Raw genomic sequence first — 16,314 nt, 5'->3', positions numbered from 1 at the left:
GGGGACATAAACTTGCGCAAACCCAAAATGCCACAACCCCAAACTTTGAGCAGTCCACCCTAAGGCTGGACTGCTCAAAGTTTGGGGTTGACATTGTTTTTTCAGTCCATGTTTTCGTTCCATGCATCGCGATCAAAGTGAGCCTCAGGCGCTAGCCGTGGGCCGGCACCACAATCCGCCTCAGGCCCACGGCTAGCGCCTGAGGCTCACTGGGGCCAGCAACTGCGCCGGCAGTGGGGCATGGGGAACAAAACCGTCAAAAGACCGAGCCATTCTCGCGAATCGGCTAAGATGAGATGTGCCTCAGGAGGGAATGCCAATGAATCAGTCTACGAATCAACCTACCAGCCAAGCTCCGACACGACAGCGACGCTTGGGCAGGCTGCCTTGGCTCGAGCAAACTTGGCGAAACATACTCAGAATTGAACCGATTTGGCTGGGCTTGTTTCTCACCGTTGGGCTGATGTTACAGTCGCCCACTGTGGCACAATCGTCCTCGCCTGAGACTGCGAGCAAGCCGGATAGCGAGCCGACATTGTTGAGATTCTCCGGGCACTGTGTCGACGAAGCGGGACACCCCGTCGCGAATGCGAGGGTTAGATTCCTGTATCATTCTCACCATCACGACATCGCCCATGTCATCGCCGATTTGACTTGTGAATCGGACGGCCGCTACGAATGGGTCCAGCCTGACCCCAGTGATCCGGAAACCGTTGTCGAGTTCATGGCCGATGGATACTGGTCGATCGTGGCCACTGCGCCTACGCATGCAACGATGGTCCGTCAGTATCGTCCATACGCGGAGATCTCACAGAGCGAGTTGATGCTCAAAGCTGCCAGCATGCTGGTCGGCGTGATCCTGGATGACAATGGCAAGCCGGTGTCCGGCGCCACGATCAGCCGCCCGGTCGGACTTCCTAAGGATCTTGGAATCATGTCAGCGACGTCAGACCCAACAGGAAAGTTCAAATTGACCGGACTGTCCGCTTGGGAAGGCCAACGCGGAGCATGGAGCCATCTCATTGTCGAGCATCCCGATCATGGCAGCTCGCATCACAAGTATTCCTCGGTTCCTCAAGTTTTGAGGATCAAGTTGCCACCCACGGGGATCGTTAGCGGCAAAGTCATCGATCGTGTCACCAATATGCCCGTGGCGAATGTTTTGGTGACTGCCTTCGAGGCCGAATCCCGACTGACGACCAAAACCAGCACAGACGACCAGGGACACTACCGCTTGACGCTCGCCGAAGGCATGTATGAATTCAGCGTGTCCATGGCGGAACGCATGCTGCAGTCAAGCCAAACGCTTCCTGTGTTGGGCAACACGACACGAGACTCGTTTGATCTCGTGATGGTCAAAGGCGGATACATCAACGGCGCTATCGCCACGCGAGATGAGATTCCGGCCGGTTTGCGGATCGCCGTCCTCGGAGCGAATTCCTCGCCGTCCAAATCAACCGCTCCCGCTCCGGTACAAGCCGATGGCTCGTTTCGATTGCACGTCCCACCGGGAACCCATCACATCCACGCGACCAACGGGATCGCATCGGCGAACGTAACGGTCAAAGACGGCGAGGAGACGCATGTGATGCTGGTCCCAGGGAAACATGAGCCAAAGCCAGCGGCGCGTCGTCCCGGATTAGCGGGCATGCAAGCGAACGACGAGGCGATGGCACGGGCCAAACTGGAACAAGCTCGCAATGCTTTTAAGATAAAGCTCGACCAAGCGACGGTGCCGCAGCGAACGACAATGGCGACGGAGCTTTTTGAACAACTGAAATGGCAGTGCGCCAACCGCGAGACCCGTTTCCAAACGCCGTGGCTGCTGACGATGTGCCAACTGGCGGAACTCGGCGAAGACGCAGTGCCCGTCTTGACCGATCAGCTCAAGTCCGCGGATGACCACATGACCATTCGCTGCATCGCGTTTCTGTTACGCGCCATCGGTGACCAACGCGCCGTCCCAGCTTTGATCGAGGCCATCCCGAAAACCGTTCGCTTCTCAGGCTCCGACATGGGGCTGAGAGAAACGACTCCTGAACTGATCGCGTTTGCGCAAAAACACGACTTGGACAAGACGGATGAACCCGGAGAATACGGCTTCGGTCGTCCCCTGCGTGAAGTGTTTGGCGCATTAGAATCACTCACAGGACAGGACTTCGGACAGAACGAGATCAACTTCTGTGAGTGGAACGGTGACGAACCGGAATCCATTCGCCGGCGAAAGCTGCAACTGTTTCAACGCACCGCCAACCACTGGGCGACTTGGTGGAATGAGTTGCCAGAGAGCGACAAGATCGACCACTGGACGCGGGAGATACCAATCATCGAACTTGAATCCATTGATGACCAGACCATTGCCCCCGATGCACCATTGCGTTTAACAGCAACTCAATCTGGCATGATCATCGGCCCTCCAAGCGAACGCGGCGAACATGCCCCCAACTTCATCGACCTGGAGACGGGACGTATGGCAAAATTACCCGAGCGATTTCGCAATGCCGAGTCTCTCCAAGACGAGATCGATGCGTGGGCGCGTGACGAAGGTTTCGATCTGATGGGGATCGAAGCCAAACCGGATTCGGGGCCGCCGTACTACACCATACGCACCATCAACGCGACCGCCTTTGAATTGCCGGCCGAACACTGGAGAGAACCGCCGGCGGTCTTGTCTCTTGAACACCTGCAATCCATTTCCAAACCAACTGCTGAAACACTGACGCCAACATCCGACGCCCCGCCCGCAAAATCGAAAGGCGTTTTCCTGGTCATCACCGGCGAAGGAATCCCGTTCTTGCTGCACGTGGGAGTGGAGGTGCGGGAATATTTCAACCAGCAAAACCGTGCTGTGCGAAACGAAGATGCCGAACTGCTCCCCGTCGGCTTTCACCACGGACGCCGCTTCAGCCGTGAGTTGCTGATCCCTGTGGAGTAGGTAACAACAGCCTTGCAGGTTGTGGGATTCGCCAGAACTCCATTCACAATGGACGTTTCACATTAGGAATTCAGGCGAATCCCACGCCGTCTCTATCCGATCAGAGCGTCCCTATCCGATCAGAGCGTCCCTTCCTTCGACGTCCCGACTGGGACGCGGCACAGGCTTTGCTGGACAGCCTCGACCATCGACATCAACTGAGTCGATCGGCGACGAGATCGCATGTACTCCACTGACACGTCTGCGCTGGTCGCTATGCAACCAGGGTGGTCGTCCGGATTTCACATGACAGGTTCCAGTGGAATCGCGGTCCTCCTAGAAAACAAAAACAGTAGCACCAACTCAAGCAAGGTCCAAAATGGCAAAGAAGAAGGCACCCGCGAACGGCTCTCACAAGGGTAATGGTGACGAACTGCATCAAACCACATCTTCAGCAAACAAACTAACGACCAATCAGGGCGTCGTGGTCTCTGATGACCAAAACACGCTCGCCATCGGACCTCGCGGCCCGCAACTGCTGGAAGACTTCATTCTGCGTGAGAAAATCACGCACTTTGATCACGAGCGAATCCCAGAACGCGTCGTCCACGCTCGCGGATACGCGGCCCACGGTTACTTCCAGGCGTACAAGGGCAACTCCAAACTCACCAAAGCCGACTTCTTGCAAGACCCGAGCGTTCAGACACCGGTTTTCTGCCGATTCTCGACGGTCGCCGGAAGCGCCGGTTCGCCTGACCTCGCTCGCGACGTTCGTGGTTTCTCGGTGAAGTTCTACACAACAGCGGGTAATTACGACCTCGTCGGCAACAACATCCCCGTGTTCTTCATACAGGATGCGATCAAATTTCCCGATCTGATTCACAGCGTGAAACCCGAACCCGATCGTGCTTTTCCGCAAGCTCAGTCGGCTCACAATACCTTCTGGGATTTTGTCTCTCTGAACTCCGAGAGCATGCACATGCTGATGTGGATCATGTCAGATCGTGCGTTACCGCGATCGTTTCGCATGATGGAAGGATTTGGAGTACACACTTTCCGGATGATCAACGCCAGGGGAGAGTCAAAGTTTGTCAAATTTCACTGGCGACCCAAGCTCGGTACATTCTCTGTGATCTGGCCAGAGGCGGTGAAGATCAATGGTGCAGATCCTGACTTCCATCGTCGCGACTTTTGGAACGCGATCAACGCCGGGGATTTTCCAGAATGGGAGTTGTCGGTGCAAGCGTTCACGCAGGAGCAAGCCAACGAGTTTGACTTTGACGTTCTGGACCCGACAAAGCTGATCCCCGAAGAACTGGTACCGCTAACGCCGATCGGCAAGATGGTGCTCAATCGAAATGTCGACAACTTCTTTGCGGAGACCGAGCAGGTCGCATTCTGTCCATCGCACGTCGTCCCCGGGATCGATTTCTCCAATGATCCGCTCTTGCAAGGCCGATTATTCTCGTACCTCGACACCCAACTCTCACGCTTGGGCAGCCCAAACTTTCATCAAATACCGGTCAACAAACCGAAGTGCCCGTTCGCGAACTTCCAACGCGACGGACACATGCAGATGGACATTCCTACGGGAAATGTCGCCAATGAACCCAACTCACTCGACAACGGCACGCCGCGGGAGGATCCCAAAACAGGATTCACAAGCTACCCAGCCGAAGAAGCCGGGCAAAAGCTTCGCATTCGTCCCGAAAGCTTCGCGGATCATTACACACAAGCAAGATTGTTTTGGGTATCGATGACGGAACCCGAAAAGCGACACATCGTTGGTGGCTTTGCATTCGAGTTGGGCAAGTGCGATCAATTGAAAATTCGCACTCGGATGCTCGGTCATCTGAATAACGTCGACAGCGAATTGGCACGTCAGGTTGCCGATTCGCTGGGGATGAGCGGGACGGCAGATAAGATCAAGCCGAGAGTGCCGGTCGGTGATCCGCAACCGTCACCTCCGCTCTCCCAGTACAGCACCGCACCAAAATCGTTGGCGGGCAAGAAAATCGGTTTGCTGACGACAGATGGTGTAGATGCGTCGATCTACAACTCACTCGTCAAGCTCGCAAAAGATGAGTCGGCGATGATGGAAGTCATCGCCCCCAAGGCGGGGCCTATCAAGACCAGCAGGGGCAAAGAAATCGTTCCAGATCACTTCCTGGACGGAACTCCCTCGGTATTGTTTGACTGCGTCGTTGTCGCACCTTCACCCGAACACTCGGAGACATTAGAGTCCCAAGCCGCCGCGATCGACTGGATACGGGATGCGTTCAGTCACCTGAAAGTCATCGGGTTTAACGAAGCATCGATGAAGATGTTCCAGAAAGCGTCGGTCAAGACAGACGCTGACGAAGGCTTGGTGGCCATCGGTGGTGGAGATTTCAAAGCGTTCCTCTCAGCCGCCAAGAAACATCGCATTTGGGATCGAGAGGCGTAGAAGAATTCAGGTCAATCGCCGATTTCACCGCGCCAAAAACGCAGATCGCCGTCGAGCCCCACGGTGGCAACCATTTCGCCGTTTGGCGAAATGTCCAACCCAAAGATCTGACGTCGGTGGCCCCATAGTTTTGCCATTCGTGTTCCCGACGCGACATCCCAAATGTACAAATGCCGTTCGCGACCACCACTGGCCAACTGCCGCCCGTCGGGGAAGAACTCCAGTGCATTGATCCGACTGCCGTGACACTTGATCGTGCGTGCCGGCTGCGTCTGGTCCCGCTGGAACAGGTGGATTTCGCCGGTTTGTGTACCGACCGCCAAGCAATGGGTCGCGTCGGAGTAAGCCAGCGCCGTGGGAGCTTCGTTCAGGTTGATCGTGACCTGGTCACCGATCGTGTCCGGTGCCAAGTCAACCTGCACTAATGTGTTGCCCGAATATGCAATCACGATCGCTTGGTCTCCACGGAAACAAACGTCGTGAGTTGTTTTGTCTGAGGGATTCGACTCCCAAAGCACGGTTTCGGGCTCAGCAATCCAGGCAACACGCACCGCTCCGTTTCTTGCCCCGACGGCGAAGCGTAGACCATCGGGCGATTTGGCCAAGACCACCGAGCCGGCGTTGGCGATTCGAATGGCTGCATCCTCTGATTCTGAACCGGATGATTCTGCGAGGTCTGATTCTGGACGGTTCAGGGGCAAACGATCGATTCGTGGAGGTGTTCCCGCAACCCAAACCTGGTGTTCTCCAATGATCAGAGACATCGCAGGAACTGCCGTGGCGGCGCGCAACTCGGACGACTCACCGGTATCGACGTCCCAGAGTTGCACCCCGCCATCGGCTCCCGAGGTCACCACATGCTGAGAATCCACGAATTGAACGTCTCGCAAGTTGGTTTCGCGCCAAACGACGGCTGGCTGTTTGCACTGCTGCAATTCCAACAGTTTGACGGTTCCATCGGCGCTGCCCACCGCCAGCACTTGAGAGTCCGCCGATTGAGCCAAAACACCAAACGTTCTGGCGTGTGTGCTGAATTGATTGTGCACCGCAAAATTTGCATCGTAAAAACAGGTCGTCTGGTCTGATGAAGCGGTGACAAACTGATCGCCATCGGCGACCCATTCCACGTCGCCGATCGCACCAGTCCCAACGACACTGTGCAACAACTCGCCCGACTCGATCGAAAACGCCGACCAACTGGACACTTGGCTGCCTACAAACAAGCGATCCAATCCACCAAACGCCATGCACAGAACATCGCGGACACGCGGCAGTTCCCAACGACGGTTGGCGTCCTGCAAGTCGTAGACCGAGATGGAACCGTTGATTCGAGCAAGTGCCAAACGATGCATGTTTGGATCGTAGCGTGCCGCAATCACTCGGCCATCGGCCTCACTCAGTTCAGCCGTGGTTTCTCTTGACTGGATATCCCAGACTTTGATCGCACCTTGCCGGTCGACAGAAACCACTCGCCCTCCTTTTGCAAAACTGGCGTGAATCAATCCGGCGCCGTGTTCCAGTTCCGCCACGATCCGCTCATGCTGATTCGGATTCCAAATTCTGATCCGACCATCCGTGTGTGCCGTCATCAACCGGGTGTCGTCCAAGGCAAAATCGATCGACATGACTCTGCCCGCGGACAAGGGCAGCGTGCGGACCAACTGACCGCTCGTGGAATCCCATACTCGAATCGAGTTGTCATGGCCGACGGAAGCGATCAGTTTCGCGTCCGATGACAGGGCCACGTCCGTGACGGCTTCGCCGTGGTTGATGATTTGCCGGAGAGGACGCAAGGAGGTTGCAAAGAATTTGTACGCAAAGTCGTTGCCGCGTGAGCCATCTCGCGCATGGTCCAGCGTCGCCATCGCGTCTCGCATCCCCGCCAAGTCCCCGTTGGTCCAACGCGTGCCGATCAGGTTGATCTCGGCATTATAAAGTGCGTCTCTGAGTTCGTCGGCGTTGCGTGATGCCTGCAACCCGTAGTAGCTGGTTCCAAACAAGCCAATCGCAAAAGAGAGAAAAATGGTCGCGACCAATCCTGCAATGAGTGGCTGGCGACGACACCATCGCCACCCCTTTTCAAGACGCGTGATCGGCCGAGCCAGAATCGGAACGCCTTGCTGAAATCGACTGAGTTCGTCAGACAACTCTGCGGCGCTTTGGTATCGGGCACCAGGCTCGCGTTCCAAACACTTCAGACAGATCGTTTCCAAATCAGCAGGGATCGACTCGACCAATCGACGTGGCGATGGTGGCTCATCGTTGATTTTTTGCCGAATGATCGCGTCGACATTTCCTCGAAACGGCCGGTAGTCGGTCAGCATTTCAAAGAGAATCACACCAAGAGCATAGATGTCGCTGCGCGCATCGGTCTCGCGAGTCTTGCCCATTGCCTGTTCGGGCGACATGTAGCTGAACGTTCCGACCACGGCCCCCTCAGCCGAAATCGATTCTTCGGCCGACAACTGCTTGGCGATCCCAAAGTCCGTGACGAACGGTTTGCCCGCCGAATCGATCATCACATTGGTCGGTTTCAAGTCGCGGTGAATCACGCCGTGGGAATGAGCGTGCGAGGTCGCGCTGCAGATCTGAATCAAAACATCAACGGTGCGCTCGATGGCGAGCCGTTGTTGGTCCATTTCCCCGCGCAATGTCACGCCGTCGATGTACTCGCTGGCGATGTAGATCTGTTCATCCGCAATCCCGACTTCGTGAACCATGACGATGTTGGGGTGGTGCAGCTTGGCCGCAGTACGTGCCTCATGCAACAACGAACTGTCGGCGCTGCTGCGTTTGGGCAGCTTGAGTGCGACTTGGCGATCCAGATTCAAATCGTGGGCAAGCCAAACCGCGCCGAATCCGCCGCTGCCGATTTTTTGTTTTAACGCAAAGTGGGCGATGCTCTTGCCGTCAGGTGCGTGACGCAGGGAATCGCTCGGTGAAGAAATCGGTGTGCTACGAGGCTTGGTCTGAACCGACGTCGTATTCTCGACCTCAGCGCGTTCGTATCGCACCGGTCCACACTGATCACACCACTGCTCCTCGTCCGCCAGCGAGAAATCTTCGACCATCGTGGAGGGCCGAAGCGGCGAGTCGCATTTGGGACACAGACGAACCATCTCTGGATATTGCTCGCGTTGGACGTATGGAACGAGCCACCATTTGTTGGCAGGTTGGATTTCGTTGGAAATCCATTGTGTGGGGGAATTCTGGCGAATCCCATGACGGGTGTGGTTTCATTGTGACATGCGGGGGTTCGCGATACCACTGACTGCACAAACAAACAGGCACAGCACACGCAATGTGGGGGCAAGACGAGTGAGTCAAAGCCGAAAGCGGACCGGCAAGACTTCCTCCGACGGTACCGGTCGACCGAAACGCGTCGCCGGTTTACCACTCCATCGCGAAACGGCTGCCGCTGCCGCTTGGTCCAACGAAGCATGACCGCTGGTCTTTTGGACTTCGACCTGCGCGACCTTTCCCTGTACATTTATGTATAGCTTTAATGTCACGATGCCTTCGATACGCCGAGCCATTGCATCGATCGGATACTTGGGCGGCGGATTGAAGGTGAATTCGACGGCTGTTTCCGACAGGCCCGCCGTTGTCTCCAGCACCGGAGTCATGATTGCTTGGGCCACGCTGTGCGGTGACGAACGTTTGGGGCGGGTCGATGGCTTGTCTGCGATCTCTGGCATCGATTCGGGTTGCCGATTGGCAGTCGCCGGTGGAGGTTCAGAGACGTCTGGTGCATCGCTCGTTTGTGACAGCAGGCCGTCGGGTGGTGGCAACTCAACCTGCAATGGTTGCCGCTCGACTGACACCTGCTCCAGCGGCCTGGGCTGCAAGGATTGAGATTCCAATGGTTCGGGCATGGTTGCGTCCGGCATCGTCCTGTCCGGCATGTCTGCTTCTGGCATTTCCAGCTCAATCGCGTCCATCTCCACCATCGGTTGGAACGTGGATTGCGAACTTGCATCAGCGGCCGATAGTTCGACAGACACAACTTGACGCTCACCTTGGCTGGCGAACGGATCGACCGTCGAGAGATGGACGCGGCACAATGCAACGAGAACGGCAGCATGCAGAACAATTGAAACGCCCGTCGAACGTTTCACCAGCGATGATTGGCTCACTTGCTCAGCAGCATCTTTCCCGATCCTGTTCGGCGCAGACGGTACATAGCCCCTTGATGGTTGATCCAGATCTCGGATCGCCCCTGGAATAGATCATCGGACATCAAAACCAGTGGACGCAAGTCGCTTTGACGAGCGGGCTCAACGTCAGGTTCTCGCTCAGGTGCTGGATCGGGCTCTTTCATACCAGCGCGCTACGCAAAACGTGTGCCATACGAAAAAGCCAACGTTTTTGAGATCGACACGCCCGGCATGGCGAAGGAACCGCCACCGCAGACGGGATTTCCGCCACCCGAAATTGTGTCTCGCGCCCCGGTTGACCTGACTACGGTGACTTTGCGGGCACGGTTATGCCCGATCAAGCGATCTGGCGGATTTTCCCGAACTAACCAGATAGTTCGATCAAGACACACGTCACAACCTAGCCTAGTCGCCACGGTTGCCGGCGTTGTGAAAATCTAGGATGAAACGTGAAAAGGATTTCCCTCATCGCATTGGCGCTACTGGGTGTGTCGCCTTTGGGATACTCAGCCGAGAACAATCTGCCAAGCAATCGTGTTGCACTAGCGTCGACGCTGCAACAGGACAACAAACCGACTTTGCCCGAAATCGAAGTCCGTCCGCCGCAGGTCACAGATCCAGCCGAGACTTCCACCGAGACGACTCCCGCAGAGACACCCGGCATCGAAACGATGCCGCGGGATGCGAGTCCGATCGGAGACCCAACGCTGCAAGCCACCGAGCCCGACGCGGCGGCATCCGCCGTTTCACCGCAATCAGCGTCCAACTCTGCGATGGGGGGCCAAAGCACGCCAGCCAGTGACGCTCCCTTCAGCGAATCATTCGACTCCCTGAGCGATCAGATTTTTGGTCGCACGATGAGCAACCCGAGCGGCTTGAACAGCATCTTTCGCAGCGAAACGAGTTTGTTCGAAGCGCCCCGAATGGGAACGATCGTTGACCGCGATGCGTTGGATCGTCGACAGGCAACATCGATGTTCCGCGCGCTGCAAAACGAAGTCGGTGTGATGCTGCAGCAAACCGGCAACGGCCAAGTCTCGCCGTTCATCCGCGGTCTGACCGGCCAACAAATTTTGGTCCTGGTGGACGGCATCCGCATGAACACCAGCATCTTGCGTCCCGGTCCCAACCAGTACGTTGGTACGATCGATCCCGGCTCCATCGATCGCATCGAAATCATTCGCGGTGCCGAATCCGCACTTTGGGGCAGCGACGCGATCGGCGGTGTGATCAACGTCGTCACCCGATCGGCCAGCCCGTTGGAGGGAAACCATTTGAGCCCGATGTTCAGCCAGTACTACAGCACGGCGGAAGCGTCCTCGTACACTCGGACGGGATTCAGCGGTTGGTACGGCGCGACAGGATTTACCGGCGGCGTTTCATACTTGGACACTGGAGAGTTGGACCGCGGCGGCGATCTCGGTCGCCAACCGGGGACGGACTACAAACAATACGCGGGCGACATCAAGCTGCAACGGATGCTCAACGAGTATCACATGTTCACATTCGCAATGCAGCACTTTGAGCAATATGATCTCAAACGTAGCGATCGATTCTTGCCGTTCGTGCTCGGGCCCGCACCCGATGGCAGCGTGCCGACACAACGCCCCACGGTTTTCGATCCTCAACAGCGAGACTTGATCTACGGACGCTTGGAAGGCCTGCTACCGGACGACCTGTTTTTCGGCGATGCCTACTCGGTCACCCTTTCAGGCATGCGGACCAAAGAAGCGTCCGTGGTCGACCGCTACGCCAGCAATGATCCTGCTGCTGTGCCCACACGACGCGAACTCAGCGAGTTTGACGACATCGGCTGGGGCGTGACGATGTCGATGATCAAAGACATGGAGGACTTCGGCAAGCTCACGTACGGCACCGATTTCTACAGCGAATCCATCGATGCCACTCGCGTTCGTATCGACAACCCGACACTGCCGGGGGCTACGGCAACGCCGACCGATCCCCAATACCCAGACGATTCGAAAGCCGATCGCGTCGGCGTCTATGCGTCCTGGTACGTCCCGCTGACGGAGCGTCTCGATGCGACCACGTCGGTTCGCTACGAGAACATCAACGTGTCTGGAACGCCGAACTTCGACACCATCGGTCCGACATTCTTTCAGAGGACTTACCAGGACTGGATCGCCAGCACGGGTCTGTCGTACTTGGTGACCGATGAGCTGCGTCTGTTCGGCGGTTACCACGAAGGATTCCGGGCTCCGACAGTGGACGATTTGACCGCCGACAAAACTTTCTTGCAAAACGGTCAATCCACTCCCATCGTCGGCAACCTGGATGTCCAACCAGAACACAGCAACACCTATGAGGTCGGCCTGAAGTTCAATTACGATCGACTGCGATTGCAGGTCACCGAGTTCTGGACGGACTTTGACAGTTTCATCTCACGCGATGTCGTGGGCGGAACGCGATTCTTGACCAACCAGAACGCTTACATCAACGGCACGGAACTCAACGGTGAATACCTGCTCGGTCGCAATCTCGCCTTGTACGGAAACTTCTACTACACCTATGGAACGATCACGACCAGCGGCGAACCGATCTCACGGATCCCGCCCACTCAAGGCATCCTCGGGTTGCGTCTGAACGATCCGTGCCACCAAGGCTACTTCGATGTTTTCACTTGGATGGTGGATCGGGCCGACCGATACAGCTCGTCCAACTTGGGCGACGTACGATTCATCCCCGGTGGAACGCCCGGATACGCGACACTGAACGTTCGCACGGGACGCTCCTTCGGTGACCGCAACCAGCATCGACTGAGCGTCTCGCTGGAAAACATCACCGACAAGTACTACCGAGTGTTGGGCAGCGGAGTGGACGGGCAAGGTTTCAACGCCGTCTTTGGCTACCAATACGCGTTGTAAACATGTGGTCGCGTCTCTCCGAGACGCGAAAACGAAGGTGTGAATCGGCGTACGCCGGGCTGTGTTGAACGTGATGGATGATGGAATACGGATTTGGGGAGCACGCTATCGACTTTTCAAGTCGATAGCGTTGGAGTCCTGAGTTCGGTTTTTGGCTTTGGGATGGCGTGAAAGCGTTTTCGACTCTGAGAGTCGAACGACAATTGTCGCTCGACTTTCCAAGTCGATAGCGGGCGGAAACGTTTCGCTGACCAGTCCCAAGCACGTTCTCTGCGAAATCCGCTTCGCCACGTCGACAAAGACGCAGTTGGGCACACCGTTTGACTTTGGATTGAGCCGATAGTGGTGCCTCCTGCGCCTTCGGCTACGAGGCAAACACGCTTCGTTTGGCCGCACGTCGCTTCCTTGCCAATCAGCTCACGCCTTCTGCTTCTTTGCGTTTGGCTTGGGATTGCCGGGCCGTTTGGGCGGGGGTGATCCGGCCGGACGAGTCATCTGAGCGGTCGGACGCGTGTTGGCTTTGATTTCCGCCACGTGCGCGTCATAGGCTGCTTGCAATCGTGCGACGACCTCCGGGTGCGCAGCAGCAACGTTGGTGGTTTCACCAATGTCGGCGACAGTGTCGTACAGCTGAACCGGATCGGTGGAGGGTTTCCACTTCGCATTGTCTCGGCTCTGTTTTCCTTTGCCTTCTTGCCAAGGATAGAACTTCCATTTCCCACTACGGACCGTTCCCGGGCCATGCATCAACACGTACGCTTCGTGGGGACTCTTGGCATCGGGAGCGCCGCTCATCAACGGCCAGATGTCTTTGCCGTCGATCTTTCGCTCGGGCAATTCGCCACCGCACAAATTGACCAGGGTGGGCATCACATCGATCGACGCCGCCACTTCGCTGCACACTGCCCCCGCTGGAATCTTGCCCGGCCACCACATCAGCGTGGGCTCGCGAATACCCCCGTCGTACACGCTGCCCTTCTTGGCACGTAGTGGCAACGACGATCCGACGGCTGCGCCATTGTCGCTGGTAAAGATCACCAGTGTGTTCTCGGCAATCCCGGCAGCTTTCACACTCTTGAGAATCTCGCCGACCGACCAGTCGACTTCCTCGATCGCGTTGGTGATCAAGTCCTTATCCGGATTGTCGAATGCCGGAGACACGGCCAGAGGCAAGTGGACCATCGTGTGGGGCAAGTACAGAAAGAACGGCTCGTCGCGTTTTTCGCTGATGAACTCAATCGCTTTCTCCGTGTAGCGCCGCGTAATCGTCGTTTGATCGGCGGGATACTCGACAACCTCTTCGTCACGCATGATCGGAACAACGTTCTTGCCCGTGTGACCCTCACGCATCTCCTCAACGGTCAAACCGTCGCGAACCACGACGTCATCTGCGATGCGATTGGCCGGATCGATCCACATGTCGTTGCTGTATGGGATGCCCCAATAGGAATCAAATCCTTGAAAGGTAGGCAGACACGGGGGCAAGTGTCCCAGGTGCCACTTGCCAATGCACTTCGTGCGGTATCCGGTCGCCCGCAGCATGTCCGCCAAGGTGACTTCGTCGGGATGCAGCCCTCGATCGCTGTTGGGAAACAGCACCGGCGCCATGCTGAGTCGCTGGTAGTGGCACCCGGTCATCAGTGCCGTTCGAGAACCTGAACACACGGCACATCCGACATAAAAATCCGTGAACTTGGTTCCTTCGCGGGCCATCTGATCCAGGTTCGGTGTCTTAGGCACCGTGGCACCATTGAACCCGACGTCGCCGTAACCCATGTCATCGATAAAGATCAAAATGACATTGGGGCGGGGTGCGTCCGCTGCCGCCAGCTTGCCAGTCAAGCAGATCGAGCAGAGGAAAAAAAACAGCAATGGAGGAAGTGCCGAGGATCTCATGGGGGAATGACTCCAAGTCGTGAAAAGTCAGATGTGGCGGGATGCGATTCAGATGCGATTCAACCGCCACATGATAACCGGACCTTCGGTCATTCTGTGGAGTCACTGGCTGAACTTGCTGCAGATCGTCGAAACAGCATCAGGTCGGCAGCGAGAGTGACTCTCGTCGCAGTGACCGATTCCAAGCGTGCTTGCTGAGAGTGACGAACAGCGCGGTAGGTCATCGCGAGTGCATCCGCGATCGCGTCGGGCTCCAAATCGACACGTTCAGCCCACAGCTGGTGCTCGACCAACTGCATTCCCTCCGCGTTCATCTCGTCGACCACCAACTCCCAACGACTACGTCGATGGCCGGACTGCTGGACCTGCTCGCGCAGCTCGATCAGGTCTTCTTCGCCGGGAACCGCCACGACACAAATTCCGTTGGGTTTTAGCACTCGCTGGATCTCACCAGTCGGTCTTCGGCCAAATAGGGACAGCACACGGTCGACGCTGGCGTCGGCCGCCGGCAAGCCACGATCCGCGTTGGCCAGCACCCAAGTCGCCGGGGGCCAACGCCGCGCCGCAAGCTTGATCGCGCGTTTGGAGAGATCGATGCCGCAGTAACCAGCGGATTGCTCGCCGAACAACGCCGGACCAAAGGTGCCTTCCCCACATCCCAAATCCAGCGTCGTCATCATCGCTTCGGAACGGGTTCCCCCATCGCCGCTGACTGCATCACCATCAACCCATGGACGCAACGCATCGATCAAACCATTCGCAAGTCCGCGTTGCAGCCAACGATGCCGAGCCAGCACGGCGGACTCCGAATCGCCAGGATTCTTTGACTTGCGATCCTGTGGCTGCAGCAAACTCCAGTAACCTTCCTTGGCACGATCAAAATGGTGACCGCGAGCGCAACGCAAACCGCTGTCACTCAAGTTGAGTGGCTCCTCGCATGCTCGAACGGTACATCTCAGTGGAAACATCGCGGCATCTTAGCATCCGCTGGCCGCTTCGGATGCCCCACAAGTCGGCGCCACCACCGTAATGGGATTCGTCAGAACTCCCATCACCATGCACCATCCCTCAGTTCAGCCGACTGATCAATTCCATCAGCAAGCCAAACACGATCGAACCGAGTATTGCACCGAGAAACATCCTCACATGCGAATCGGATCGTTCGTCATCTGTCTGCGGATCAGCAATATCTGTCTGCGGATCGAGACGGTGTTTGATGTCGCCGGGAGGTTCGTAAGGATTCATCGAACTCTTGGGGGGCCTTGATGGTACAACCGTGATTCGTCAAGGATACCATCAATCCAATCAACGAGCGGCGCCTTCAATGAAAACGCGACTAGTGATTATCATACTGACCGCCATCGCGATCCCTGCGTCTTTCGTCGATGCCCCGTATCCGGAGGAGTTGATTCTGCAACACATTCCGACGTTGGTGGCGGTTGCATTGATCGCGTTTGCCGTCGTTCGACTCTCGCCGACAACTCTGTCGTTCACATGTGCCATTGGCTTTCTGTGGCTGCATTTGATCGGCGCTCGTTGGATCTATTCCTTCGTCCCCTACGACGCTGCCTCGGAATCTCTGCTCGGGGTTTCGATCTCGGAGATCTTTGGTTGGCAACGCAATCACTACGATCGCCTTGTGCATTTCGCATCCGGTGTCTTGGGCGTTCCGATGTTTTCAGAATGGTTGCAACGCAGTTGTGGTCTGAAGCCACTCGCAGCTGCGCTCTTGGCGATCAGTTGTGTGCTGGCAGTCGGTGCAATTTACGAAGTCATTGAATGGCAAATCGCCATCACATTCTCGCCGCAGATGGCGGAGTCGTATAACGGTCAACAGGGTGACGTGTGGGACCCGCAAAAGGATCTCGCGTTGGCCGGGCTCGGGGCAATGATTTCCGCTGCGTTCTGCTATCGATGGAGCGCTCTACCTGCGCGGCGTGCTGCGAATTGACGACGATGCCGTGAAGATGAGTCGCGCAGGATCGGTTACACTAGTGAAACCATCGCTAGAATGCT

General features: G+C 56.7%; 10 protein-coding genes. 4 read left to right on the top strand and 6 right to left on the bottom strand.

All coding sequences use genetic code 11. The features are described 5' to 3' along the window. Window positions 1–319: 319 nt before the first annotated feature. Window positions 320–2,935, top strand: a complete 2,616-nt coding sequence (locus tag Pla52nx_RS12555; RefSeq protein WP_197454293.1) for a carboxypeptidase-like regulatory domain-containing protein — start codon at window positions 320–322, stop codon at window positions 2,933–2,935. Between the two features lie 358 nt (window positions 2,936–3,293). Continuing rightward, window positions 3,294–5,360: a catalase gene (locus Pla52nx_RS12550; protein WP_146518504.1), complete on the top strand. Its 2,067-nt coding sequence runs from the start codon at window positions 3,294–3,296 to the stop codon at window positions 5,358–5,360. A gap of 11 nt (window positions 5,361–5,371) precedes the next feature. Here the strand turns inward: Pla52nx_RS12550 and Pla52nx_RS12545 are convergent, their stop codons facing one another. The 3 genes from Pla52nx_RS12545 to hemP all read right to left on the bottom strand — a co-directional run bounded on the left by Pla52nx_RS12545 (window position 5,372) and on the right by hemP (window position 9,600). After that, complete coding sequence (locus Pla52nx_RS12545; protein ID WP_197454294.1) at window positions 5,372–8,431, bottom strand: WD40 repeat domain-containing serine/threonine-protein kinase; 3,060 nt, start codon at window positions 8,429–8,431, stop codon at window positions 5,372–5,374. A 252-nt stretch (window positions 8,432–8,683) separates the two neighbouring features. Further along, entirely contained in the window at window positions 8,684–9,496 is an 813-nt protein-coding gene (locus tag Pla52nx_RS12540) for an energy transducer TonB (RefSeq protein WP_146518506.1), read from the bottom strand. Continuing rightward, window positions 9,493–9,600 carry a hemin uptake protein HemP gene (hemP, locus tag Pla52nx_RS12535; protein WP_197454327.1) on the bottom strand — a complete coding sequence of 36 codons (108 nt, stop codon included), beginning with the start codon at window positions 9,598–9,600 and terminating at the stop codon, window positions 9,493–9,495. Before hemP ends, Pla52nx_RS12540 begins: the two co-directional genes overlap by 4 nt. A 366-nt stretch (window positions 9,601–9,966) precedes the next feature. Here hemP and Pla52nx_RS12530 point away from each other — a divergent pair, with 366 nt between their 5' ends. Continuing rightward, window positions 9,967–12,402 carry a TonB-dependent receptor plug domain-containing protein gene (locus Pla52nx_RS12530; RefSeq protein WP_146518508.1) on the top strand — a complete coding sequence of 812 codons (2,436 nt, stop codon included), beginning with the start codon at window positions 9,967–9,969 and terminating at the stop codon, window positions 12,400–12,402. Between the two features lie 417 nt (window positions 12,403–12,819). Here the strand turns inward: Pla52nx_RS12530 and Pla52nx_RS12525 are convergent, their stop codons facing one another. The 3 genes from Pla52nx_RS12525 to Pla52nx_RS12515 form a co-directional block, all read right to left on the bottom strand. Next, the gene (locus tag Pla52nx_RS12525) at window positions 12,820–14,298 is read right to left on the bottom strand and encodes a sulfatase family protein (protein ID WP_146518509.1); all 1,479 of its coding nucleotides are present in this window, start codon (window positions 14,296–14,298) and stop codon (window positions 12,820–12,822) included. Window positions 14,299–14,387: 89 nt separating this feature from the next. Then, window positions 14,388–15,266 (bottom strand): methyltransferase domain-containing protein, encoded by an 879-nt coding sequence (locus Pla52nx_RS12520; RefSeq protein WP_146518510.1) that lies wholly within the window; start codon window positions 15,264–15,266, stop codon window positions 14,388–14,390. 100 nt (window positions 15,267–15,366) lie between these two features. Beyond that, window positions 15,367–15,543: a hypothetical protein gene (locus Pla52nx_RS12515; RefSeq protein WP_197454296.1), complete on the bottom strand. Its 177-nt coding sequence runs from the start codon at window positions 15,541–15,543 to the stop codon at window positions 15,367–15,369. A gap of 79 nt (window positions 15,544–15,622) precedes the next feature. Between Pla52nx_RS12515 and Pla52nx_RS12510 the strand changes: the two genes are divergently transcribed. Then, entirely contained in the window at window positions 15,623–16,249 is a 627-nt protein-coding gene (locus Pla52nx_RS12510; RefSeq protein WP_146518511.1) for a DUF2238 domain-containing protein, read from the top strand. The last annotated feature ends 65 nt before the right edge of the window (window positions 16,250–16,314 follow it).

The organism is Stieleria varia, from assembly GCF_038443385.1.
In the GTDB taxonomy this organism is placed as follows: domain Bacteria; phylum Planctomycetota; class Planctomycetia; order Pirellulales; family Pirellulaceae; genus Stieleria; species Stieleria varia.
Note: the sequence above shows the minus strand (reverse complement) of the source record. Positions and strands in the feature narration are given on the sequence as shown.

What these genes read in the sequence shown, in the direction of transcription:
- hemP (WP_197454327.1), bottom strand. Translation starts at nt 9,600, where the DNA reads ATGTCCGATGATCTATTCCAGGGGCGATCCGAGATCTGGATCAACCAT.
- Pla52nx_RS12550 (WP_146518504.1), top strand. Translation starts at nt 3,294, where the DNA reads ATGGCAAAGAAGAAGGCACCCGCGAACGGCTCTCACAAGGGTAATGGT.
- Pla52nx_RS12555 (WP_197454293.1), top strand. Translation starts at nt 320, where the DNA reads ATGAATCAGTCTACGAATCAACCTACCAGCCAAGCTCCGACACGACAG.
- Pla52nx_RS12545 (WP_197454294.1), bottom strand. Translation starts at nt 8,431, where the DNA reads ATGGTCGAAGATTTCTCGCTGGCGGACGAGGAGCAGTGGTGTGATCAG.
- Pla52nx_RS12520 (WP_146518510.1), bottom strand. Translation starts at nt 15,266, where the DNA reads ATGTTTCCACTGAGATGTACCGTTCGAGCATGCGAGGAGCCACTCAAC.
- Pla52nx_RS12515 (WP_197454296.1), bottom strand. Translation starts at nt 15,543, where the DNA reads ATGAATCCTTACGAACCTCCCGGCGACATCAAACACCGTCTCGATCCG.
- Pla52nx_RS12525 (WP_146518509.1), bottom strand. Translation starts at nt 14,298, where the DNA reads ATGAGATCCTCGGCACTTCCTCCATTGCTGTTTTTTTTCCTCTGCTCG.
- Pla52nx_RS12510 (WP_146518511.1), top strand. Translation starts at nt 15,623, where the DNA reads ATGAAAACGCGACTAGTGATTATCATACTGACCGCCATCGCGATCCCT.